At 76.1% G+C, this 9,589-nt stretch carries 9 protein-coding genes; 5 read left to right on the top strand and 4 right to left on the bottom strand.

Annotation, left to right across the window (positions count from 1 at the left end):
• The 3 genes from SM793_RS35585 to SM793_RS35575 all read left to right on the top strand — a co-directional run.
• Window positions 1-2,082: ATP-binding protein (locus SM793_RS35585; protein WP_320443279.1), on the top strand; the 2,082-nt coding region annotated here is incomplete at its 5' end.
• 267 nt (window positions 2,083-2,349) lie between these two features.
• Window positions 2,350-2,985, top strand: coding sequence for a hypothetical protein (locus SM793_RS35580; RefSeq protein WP_320443278.1), 636 nt, complete (start codon window positions 2,350-2,352; stop codon window positions 2,983-2,985).
• A gap of 253 nt (window positions 2,986-3,238) precedes the next feature.
• Entirely contained in the window at window positions 3,239-4,639 is a 1,401-nt protein-coding gene (locus SM793_RS35575; protein WP_320443277.1) for a carbohydrate-binding protein, read from the top strand.
• A 326-nt stretch (window positions 4,640-4,965) separates the two neighbouring features.
• On the opposite strand, the gene SM793_RS35570 is transcribed toward SM793_RS35575, so the two are convergent.
• On the bottom strand, window positions 4,966-5,628 hold the full coding sequence (locus SM793_RS35570; protein ID WP_320443276.1) for a GNAT family N-acetyltransferase: 663 nt from the start codon (window positions 5,626-5,628) through the stop codon (window positions 4,966-4,968).
• A 189-nt stretch (window positions 5,629-5,817) separates the two neighbouring features.
• Window positions 5,818-6,477, bottom strand: a complete 660-nt coding sequence (locus SM793_RS35565) for a nitroreductase family protein (RefSeq protein ID WP_320443275.1) — start codon at window positions 6,475-6,477, stop codon at window positions 5,818-5,820.
• A gap of 167 nt (window positions 6,478-6,644) precedes the next feature.
• Between SM793_RS35565 and SM793_RS35560 the strand changes: the two genes are divergently transcribed.
• Window positions 6,645-7,040, top strand: a complete 396-nt coding sequence (locus SM793_RS35560; protein ID WP_320443274.1) for a helix-turn-helix domain-containing protein — start codon at window positions 6,645-6,647, stop codon at window positions 7,038-7,040.
• A 22-nt stretch (window positions 7,041-7,062) separates the two neighbouring features.
• On the opposite strand, the gene SM793_RS35555 is transcribed toward SM793_RS35560, so the two are convergent.
• Both SM793_RS35555 and SM793_RS35550 read right to left on the bottom strand, forming a co-directional pair.
• Window positions 7,063-7,836 (bottom strand): SDR family oxidoreductase, encoded by a 774-nt coding sequence (locus SM793_RS35555; protein WP_320443273.1) that lies wholly within the window; start codon window positions 7,834-7,836, stop codon window positions 7,063-7,065.
• Window positions 7,837-8,334: 498 nt separating this feature from the next.
• Window positions 8,335-8,802 (bottom strand): ATP-binding protein, encoded by a 468-nt coding sequence (locus tag SM793_RS35550; protein WP_320443272.1) that lies wholly within the window; start codon window positions 8,800-8,802, stop codon window positions 8,335-8,337.
• A gap of 586 nt (window positions 8,803-9,388) precedes the next feature.
• Here SM793_RS35550 and SM793_RS35545 point away from each other — a divergent pair.
• Window positions 9,389-9,562 carry a CsbD family protein gene (locus tag SM793_RS35545; RefSeq protein WP_320443271.1) on the top strand — a complete coding sequence of 58 codons (174 nt, stop codon included), beginning with the start codon at window positions 9,389-9,391 and terminating at the stop codon, window positions 9,560-9,562.
• Window positions 9,563-9,589 lie beyond the last annotated feature (27 nt).

Here is a 9,589-nt window from a genome sequence, read left to right as displayed (position 1 = left end):
CCGCCCCGCCCCCCCGCCGAGGACGGGCACGGACCCCACCGCGGCGTTCCCGTACCCGCCCAACTGCCGCCCTCGCTCGCCACCTTCACCGGCCGCGACGCGGAACTCGCCGCCCTCGACGCCTTCGCCGCGGCGGCGGCCAGGGTCGGTGACCAGGAACCGGCCGCGGACCCGGCCACGGAACCGGCCGCAGACCCGGCCGCAGACCCGGCCTCGATCCCGGGCAGCGCCTCCGCCGCCCGGATCTGCGCCGTCTCCGGCAGCGCCGGGATCGGCAAGAGCACCCTCGTCGTCCAGTGGGCGCACCAGGTCCGCGGCCGCTTCCCCGGCGGCCAGCTCTACGCCGACCTGCACGGCTTCTCCGCCGAGCCGCCGCTGACCCCGCACGCCGTCCTGGCCCGGTTCCTGCGCGCGCTCGGGGTGCCCGGCGAGCAGGTGCCGAGCGTTCCGGAGGAGGCCGCCGCGCTGTACCGGTCGATGCTCGCGGACCGGCGGGTGCTGGTCGTCCTGGACAACGCGCGCAGCGCGGAACAGGTCCGCCCGCTGCTGCCCGCCGCCCCGGAGTGCCTGACCGTGGTCACCAGCCGTGCCGGCCTGGCCGGGCTCACCGCCCGGGACGGCGCCCGCCCGCTGGCCCTGGACCTGATGCCGGCGCCGGACGCCGTCGCACTGCTGGACCGCGTGATCGGCGCCCGGCGGGCCCGGTCCGAGCCCGCCGCCGTCGCCGAACTCGCGGCCGTCTGCGGCCGGTTGCCGCTCGCCCTGGCGATCGCCGCCGGCCGGCTCGCCGAACGCCCCGGCCGCACCGTCGCCGACCACGTCGCCGAGCTGCGGGACACCGGGAACCGGCTCACCGCGCTGGCGATCGACGACGACGCGGCCTCGGCCGTCCGCGCGACCCTCGACCTCTCCTACCGCACCCTCCCCGCCGCCGCGCGCACCCTCTTCCGGCTGCTGGCCCTCGCCCCGGGCTCCGGTCTCACGGCCGCTGCGGCCGCCGCGCTCTGCGGGGAACGCGTCGCGGTCGTGCGACCCGTCCTGGACCAGCTGGCCACCGCCCACCTGCTCACCCACGAGGGCGGCGACCACTACCGGCTGCACGACCTGCTCCGCCTGTACGCCGCCGAACGCGCGGCCGTCGAGACCGGGCCGGCGGTGAGCGCCGCCGCCCGCGAACGGCTCGGCACCTGGTACCTGCACCACGCCGACGCCGCCGCCGGGCTGCTCACCCCGCACCGCCGGCGGATCCCGCTCGGCGCGCCCGGCCCGTGGTACGAGCCGCCGGCCTTCACCACCGCCGCCAGGGCACAGCGGTGGTGCGAGAGCGAGCACACCCGGCTGCTGGGCATGGTGCGGGCGGCGGCCGAGCACGGTCCGGACGCGCTGGCCTGGCGGCTGCCGGTCGCCCTGTGGAGCTACTACTTCACCAGCCCGCACCTGGACGACCGGGAGGAGGCGGCCCGGCTCGCGGTCGCGGCGGCCGTCCGGGCCGGCGACCGTTACGGCGAGGGCCATGCCCGCAACGACCTGGCGACGGCGCTGGGCGCGCTCCGCCGCCATGACGAGATGCTGGCCGAACTCCGGCTCGCCCGGTCGCTGTTCGCGTCGATCGGCGACCGGGTCGGGGAGGCTCACGCGATCGGCAACCTCGGTGACCACTGCCTCAGCACGGGTGCCTACGGGCAGGCACGGCTGCACTTCCAGGGAGCGCTCACGGTCTTCCGGGCGCAGCCGGAGGAGGGCCGGGACGATTGGGCGATCCGGGTCTGCGAGACCAACATGGGCGTGACCGCGATGCTGGCGGGCCGCGCCCGGGAGGCGGGCGAGTACCTGCACCGGGCCCTGGAGCGGCACCGGTCCACCGGTGATCCGGTCCTGGAGAGCATCACCCTCTACCACCTGGGCGACCACCACCGTCGGCTGGACCGTCCGGAGGAGGCGGCGGCACGGCTCCGGCAGGCCCTCGCGGTACTCGACGGCACGACCCGCAACCCGCGGCTGCGCGCCGACGTGCTGTCCGCCCTGGCCCGGCTCGGCGAGGCCGCCGCCCCTCCGGACGCACCGGCCCAGCCCGGCGGGTAGGTCCCCTTCCCACGGCACGCCGTCGACCGCCGTACCACGCGGCCGTACCACGCGGCCGGGCTTCGCGGGCGTGCCGACGGCGGGTGTCGCCCGGGCGGGTGGTCGTGGCCGTGGGACGGCACGGCGGGTGGCCGGGCGTGGGGTGGTGCGTGGTCGGATGGTCCGTCGGTGGTACGGGCGGGCGGGCGTCGGCCGGGGCGTCGGTGGAGCGGGCGGGCGGGCGTCGGTGGAGCGGGCGGGCGTCGGACGGGGCGGAGAGGCGGGACGGTGCGGCGACTGAGGGTGGCGGCGGCGGTGGCGGCCGTCGCGGTGCTCGCGACGGCGGCGGTGGCGCCCGGGACACCGCCGCACCCGGGCGGCTCGGCGGCCGGGCGACCGGTGGGCGGGCGACCGGTGGGCGGGGAGAGGGACGAGCCGGCAGCGGACGGCGACTTCGGCTCGTTCGGGGGCTTGGGGGGTGACGGGGGCTTCGACGACTTCGGCGCGTTCGGTGGTTACGGGGCCGTCGGTGGACCGGCCGGTCAGGGCGGTCCCGGCGGATTCCCCCGGCCCGGCGAGTCCGGTACGGGCCGGCTGCGGACGCTGGCCGGGGTCCTGCGGCAGGACGGGCCCGGCAGCGGCTGGTACCTGGTCGGCGGGGCGCATCTGGCGCTCGGTCTGGAGGTCGCGTACGCGGACCACCAGCAGATCGTGCTGCGTTTCCCCGCCGCGCGACGGGTGGTGTCCGTGCTGTGCGGAGCCGACGAGACCTACGCGCCCCTCGGTTACTCCTGCGGCGCCTCGGTGTCGTTGGACGAGGTGCGGGTCCGGCTCGGCCGGAACGGGCGCCCCGCCGACCCGACGGCCACGGCCGCCGGGCGGTACGCCAACTTCTGGCTGCTGGGCCTCGTCGAGCAGCGCTGAGCCACGCCGGGCGGCGGCGTCCGGCGGCGTGCGGCAGCGTGCGGAAGCGTGCGGCAGCAGGCCGCGGTGCGGGCCGTCTTGACGGAACGGTCCACGGAAAGGTGTTCTGTACCACGCGGCCGAGCGCCTGCCGGCCGCCCCGGCCCACGCGGCGATAGCACCGGGCGGTACCCCCGGGTGACATCTCCCCCGGCGGCCGACAGGGCTCCTACGGTTTCCGGCGACCCCCACACCTTTCCCGCAGGAGACCCCCATGCTCCGACGACCCGCCAGGGCCGCGTGTGCCGTCCTGGCCACCGCCGCCCTGGGTCTGACCGCCCTCCAGGGCACCGCCGGTGCCGCCTCCCCCACTCCCGGACCCGCCGCGGCCGCCCGGGCCGCCGCCTCGGCCGCGCCGGACACCCTCGGCGTCGCCGCCGCCGCGCCCGAGCTGATCGAGGCGATGCGGCGCGACCTCGGCCTGACGGCCACTCAGGCCCGGGCCCGGATCGCCGCCGAGGCCAGGGCGGGCGCCCTGGCCGGCTCACTCGCCCGGGCGCTCGGCGACGGCTGGGCCGGATCCTGGCTGGAGGGCCCGGACGCCGCACCGGCCGTCGCCACGACCCGGACCGCCGACCTCGCCGCGATCCGCGCGGCGGGTGCCCGGCCGGTGCTCGTGGACCGCCCGCTCGCCGCCCTGGACGGAGCGCTGGCCGCGCTCGACCGGGCCGCCGGAAGCGGCCCCGCCGGCCGGGCGGACGCGCTCGCCGCACCGGTGCGCTTCGTCGATGTGACCGCCAACACCGTCGTGGTGCAGGCCACCGACCGGGTCGCCGCCGAACGCCTGGTCGCCGGGGCCGGGGTGAACCGGGCGGCGGTGCGGGTGGAGACGGTGGCCGAGGCCCCGCGGCCGCTCTACGACCTGCGCGGCGGCGACGCCTACTACATCGACAACAGCAGCCGCTGCTCGATCGGCTTCCCGATCACCCGGGGGACCACCCAGGGCTTCGTCAGCGCGGGCCACTGCGGCCGGGCCGGGTCCGCCACCACCGGCGCCAACCGGGCCGCCCAGGGCAGCTTCCAGGCCTCGGTCTTCCCGGGCAACGACATGTCCTGGGTGGCCGCCAACAGCAGCTGGACCGCGACCCCGTACGTGAACGGCGCGTCCGGCGCGGTGACCGGCTCGGTGCTGCAGCAGGTCGGAGCCTCGGTCTGCCGGTCCGGCTCCACCACCGGCTGGCACTGCGGCACGATCCAGCAGCACAACACCAGCGTCACCTACGCCGAGGGCACCGTCTCGGGCGTCACCCGCACCAGTGTGTGCGCGGAGCCGGGCGACTCGGGGGGCTCCTTCATCTCGGGCACCCAGGCGCAGGGCGTGACCTCGGGCGGCACCGGGAACTGCTCCCAGGGCGGCACCACGTACTACCAGCCGGTCAACCCGATCCTGCAGAACTACGGGCTGACGCTGAGGACGGACGGCCAGGGCCCCGGCCCCGGCCCGGGTCCCGGTCCGGGCCCCGGCGACCCGGGCGGCACCTGGGCCGCCGGCACCGTCTACCAGGCCGGTGCCACCGTCACCTACGGCAGCGCCTCCTACCGCTGCCTCCAGGGCCACCAGGCGCAGGCCGGGTGGGAGCCGCCGAACACCCCGGCCCTCTGGCAGGCGGTCTGACCCATGACCGTCCGCCGCACCGGAGCCCGGGCCGACCGGACCGCCGTGCCCTCGATCGGAGCAACCGGCGGTGCCACGGAGGGCACTCCGTGTGAGACCTTGGACGGGGGGCCAACCCACCAAGGAGGCCCGATGTCCTCGAAGCGTCGCCGTAAGAAGAAGGCCCGTCGCAAGGGCGCCAACCACGGCAAGCGGCCGCAGTGCTGAACCGGCCCTGAGGCCGGCGCCCGACCGGCCCTCACCGAACCGCCGCCCGGCCCCGGACAGGTGTCCGGGGCCGGGCGGCGGTCACTGGGCGGAGCGGCGGTCGATCGTCGGAGCGGCGGTCACACCCCGGCGGACTCCGCCGGCTCCGGGGCGTAGTAGAGGCTCGCCATGGTGGCGCGGAGCGTCCAGCCGAGGGTGCTGTAGAGCGCCCTCCCCTCGGGGGTGGCGACCAGGAACCCGGTCTCGGCGCCACTGCGGTGCCCGGCGTCCTCCAGGGCCCGCATCACCACGGAGCCCAGCCCCCGGCGGCGGTGCGCGGGCGCGGTCTCGATCTGGTCGGCCACGGCGACGGCCCCGGCCAGCCCGAGCTGGCCGCGCGCGGCGAAGTGCCCGTCCCCGGTGCGGACCAGGGCCCGGACCACGCCGCCACGCTGCCAGGTGGTGAGGGTGTAACCGGCCGGCACGGCCGGACCTCCGGCGGCGAGCGGCACCGTCATCAGATACCCGGGGACGTCGAACCGCCAGCCCGGCCCGAGCCAGGGACGGACGGTGTCGTCGTCGGCGAACAACTTCAGCCAGGTACCCGGCGCGGTGGTGGCCGCCACCAGCTTGCGGACATCGGGCTCGGTCGGCTCCGGCAGCACATGCCGGGCCACCTGCGCCGACTGACCGACATCGACCGTCCAGCCCCACGGCTCGTCCACCGGCTCGGCCGCCCCCCGCGACACCACCCAGCCCTCGACCCAGCTCCGCACCAGCCCGCTGATGACGGACTCGCCCATCCTCGACCCCCGTAATAGTCATTAGTTGAGTTCACAGCTTACCGAAAGTCGCCCACCTGCCAACCCCCTGCTCCCGACGAGTGATCAATACAGCAGGCGGTACACAATGCGCCACGCGCAGGCCACGCCTCGCAGGGGGCGCGGCCGGGCCCCCTGCGGAGGGGCTGGGAGCGGGCCGACGGCCGTGGGCTAACGCCGGGCGGGCGGCGAGGCCGCGTCGGCGCCGTACGTCCCGTCGAAGACGACGCGCCCGCGGGGGCGGCGGCCCGGGTGGAGGCGGGTGCCGGCGGCGTGGCCGACCGAGACCAGCAGGGCGATGGCGAGGTCCTCACGGTCCTCGATCCCGATCACCTTCTTGACCTTCTCCTCGTCCCAGCCGTTCATCGGCGAGGTCGCCAGCCCCATCGAGGTGGCCGCGAGCATCACGAAGGAGGCGGCGATCACCGCGTCCTTGACCGCGTACTCGCGGAGCAGGCCGCGCTGTTCGAGGCCCTCCTGGAACTCCTGCGAGGCGGCCGAGAACATTGCGACGAACTCCTCGCTCCACGCCCCGTTCTGCCGCGCCTGCCGGTACACGTCGCCGCGGTCCTCCCGCCATGCCTGCGGCTCGGCGACGAAGACCAGCACCACCGGCGCCTCGGTCGGCTGGGGCTGGCCCCCCGTGGCCCAGGCCAGACCGGCCCGGCCCTCCTCGCTCGACACCACCACGATCGAGCGGTCCTGGAGGTTCCAGCTGGTGGGGGCCTCCACCGCCAGGTCGAGCAGGGTGTCGAGCAGTTGCGGGGAGACCGGCTCGGGCCGGTAGTGGCGGACGGTGCGGCGGGTGCGGATCGCTTCCGCAACGGACATCGTGTCGCTCGCCGTCCGGTTCGTGATGCGGGTCGCCGGGTGGGTCGCCGGGTGGTTCGTCACGCGGTTCGTCGTGTGGTCCGTCGTGTGGTTCGTCATGCCGACAACTCTCGGCGAGTCACTCTCTTTTGGGAAGAAGGCACCTGAAAGTGCGTTACTCTCCCCGCATGAAGACCACCGTGGCATCCTCCGGCCTCCCGGCCGACGTCTACTCCGCGAAGTGCCCGACCCGCCAGGTCCTCGACCACATCGCCGGCAAGTGGACCGTCCTGATCGTGGACAGCCTGCTCGACGGCACCCTGCGCTACACCGACCTGTTCCGGCGGATCGAGGGGGTGTCGCAGAAGATGCTCACCCAGACCCTTCGGCTGCTCGAGGCCGACGGATTCCTCACCCGCACCGTGCACCCGACCGTGCCGCCCCGCGTCGAGTACGGGCTCACCGAACTCGGGCGCAGCCTCGCCGGACCGATCAGCGCCCTCCGCGAGTGGACGGAGGCCCACATCAACGACATCGAGCAGGCCCGGTCCGTCCGCCCGGCCGACCAGGGGGCCACCCCCTGACGGCCGGGCGGGGCGGCGGCGGTCAGGACCGCGCCAGCCACTCCTCCAGCGTCGGTCCGGCGAGCGTGGTGGCGGGGCCGGCGACGAACGCGCCGTTCTCCAGGAGTTCGCGGTCCGGGGTCCCGTCCTCGCTGACCTCGACGACCGTGACGTCCTCGCCGCGGGCCGCGTAGACGAACTCGGCGGCCTTGGCGAGGTTCTCCTCGCGCGGGCCGGCGATCTCGGGGAACGGCGTCGCCGCCGTGCCCGGCTCGGGCGCGGGGCCTTCGGCGAGGTCGACGAGCGCCTCGGCCACCGCCGTGGCCGCGACGAGCTGGGTGCGCATCAGCGGGACATACACGGTGTCGCCCCGGCGGCCCCAGCTGACCAGCGGCTCGACGAACTCGTGGAACTGCGCGGCACGCAGGATCCGGACCGGCAGCGGACCTGCCGTCAGGGCCTTCTCGTGGGCGAGCTTGGCTCGGTAGTAGCCCCCGGTCGACGCGTCGATGCCGAGGATGGACACCGAGACGATCAGCTCCACCCCGGCCCGGGCGCCCGCAGCGTGCAGGTTGGCGGCGGCGGCGGTGAAGAACTCCGTCGCCACCGTCTCGTCCGCCGAGGGTGTGCCGGAGGTGTCGATGACGACGTCGGCCCCGGCCAGCGCCTCGTCGAGGCCCTCGCCCGTGACGATGTCCACGCCCGCCGAGCGCGAGATCGCCACGACCTCGTGGCCGCGTTCCGCCAGCACGCGGACGACGTGCTCGCCCAGACGCCCGGTCGCGCCGACCACCGCGACGGTCCTGCGGTTCGACATGGTTGTTCTCCTTCGTGGTGCTTATCTCGTGGGAAACGGCCGGCCCCGCACCTCCCCCGCGTGCGCGGCGGCCCTGGTGATCTCCGGGCACCAACCCTAGGCCGCGCGGCGTCGAGGGGGCGCGAGGGGTGCACGATCGTTCGGCAACGCGTGCAAGGCGCGTAACCCGCTCAAGGCGCGCAAGAGGCGTGCAAGGCGGACGGGCGGACGGGCGGACGGGGCCCGTTTTGCCCCCCGCGCCGCCGGGTAGACGCGACGCGCCGAGGACGCTGCCGAGTACGACCCGGAAAGGAGGCGCGGCCGTCATGACCGTCCCGCCACCCGTCCATCCGGACACCGAACCGTTCCCCCACCCCGACCCCACGCCCCGGCCGCTGCCGGACCCGGCGCCGCCGCCCATACCGCCCTTCCCGCCGCCCGACCCCGACCCGGGGCCGCCCGCCGAACCCGAGCCGGGCCCGCCGACGGAACCGCGGCTCAGGGACGATGCTCCAGGGCTCAGGGGCGATGCTCCAGGGGGGATGCCACTTCCAGCCAGACCGACTTGCCGCCGTCCTCGGGCCGCGAGCCCCAGGCGCGGGCGAGCCGGTCCACCACGCGCAGGCCGTAGCCGCCCGGCTGCCCCCGGTCGGCGGACGGGCGCAGCGCCGGCGGGACCGGGCTGGCGTCGCTGACCTCGACCCTGAGTCGGACGGTGTCCCAGCGCAGCCGCAGCTCGCGCGGCCCGCCGGGGGCGTGCAGGCAGGCGTTGGTGACCAGCTCGGAGACCATCAGCAGGACGTCCTCGAAGACGGCCACCTGCTCGTCGTCGGGCCGCTCCGTGCTGTCCACGGCCAGCCAGTTCCAGTCGAGCAGGGCCCGGCGGCTGAAGTCCCGGCACTGCTGGACGGCGCCTTCCCGGCCGCCCAGGGGGAGCCGCCGGGTCTGGTCCCGATCCGGCGCGGCAGCGGTTCCCGGGTGGTTCATCACGGTCCCCCGGGTCGTGCCGGTGCTGGGGGCCCCAGTCCTGGTCCGCGGAGACCGGAGCCGGGGACGCCGGGACCGCCGGGACCGCTCGGGCTCTCGCCGACGCCGGAGCGGATCCGCAGGACGGCGGGGCTCCGCAGGACGGAGCCGGCGGAGCCCTCCCCGGTGGCCGTGGACAGCCGGACGACGGGTACCGGCCGGTCGACCGCCCGGCAGGGCGGTCCCGGCAGCGGCCGGGTCGTCACGTCCATGCCCCGCGTCTGCCCGGGCCCGGTGCGGCTACACACGGGTGGACCCGGGAAGAGCGCGACCGGGGGCGACGCACGGGACCGGGGCGGCCGAAGGCCACCGGGGACGAAGGCCGCCGGGAACGACCGGCGACTTCGCGCCGCCACCGCGACCCGCGAGGACGGCGCGCGGGAAGGCGGCGCGGGCCGCGCCCCGCGCCGTGACGGCGGCGACGAGCCGGTACCGGCCCTGCCGACCGCCGCCCGGCCCCCACCTGGACGGTGCATGGACCGGGTCGGAGCGGGCAGACGCCGCTCGGGCGGGCAGCCCGCCCACTTCGCCGAAGGGAGGCAGGACGATGGCCACCGACGACAAGATGCGCAACATGGCCGAGAAGGCCCGTGGCAAGGCCGAGGAGGCCGCCGGACGGGTGACGGGCAACCGTCGGGTGGAAGCCGAGGGGCGCGGCACGCAGGCCAAGAGCGATCTCAAGCAAGCCGCCGAGAAGATCAAGGACGTGGGCAAGGACTGACCGCCGCACCAGCCGGGGGGGGGGGGG

It is taken from the genome of Kitasatospora purpeofusca (assembly GCF_034043715.1).
GTDB classification, from domain to species: domain Bacteria; phylum Actinomycetota; class Actinomycetes; order Streptomycetales; family Streptomycetaceae; genus Kitasatospora; species Kitasatospora purpeofusca_A.
This window is presented reverse-complemented; position numbering and strand designations above follow the sequence as displayed.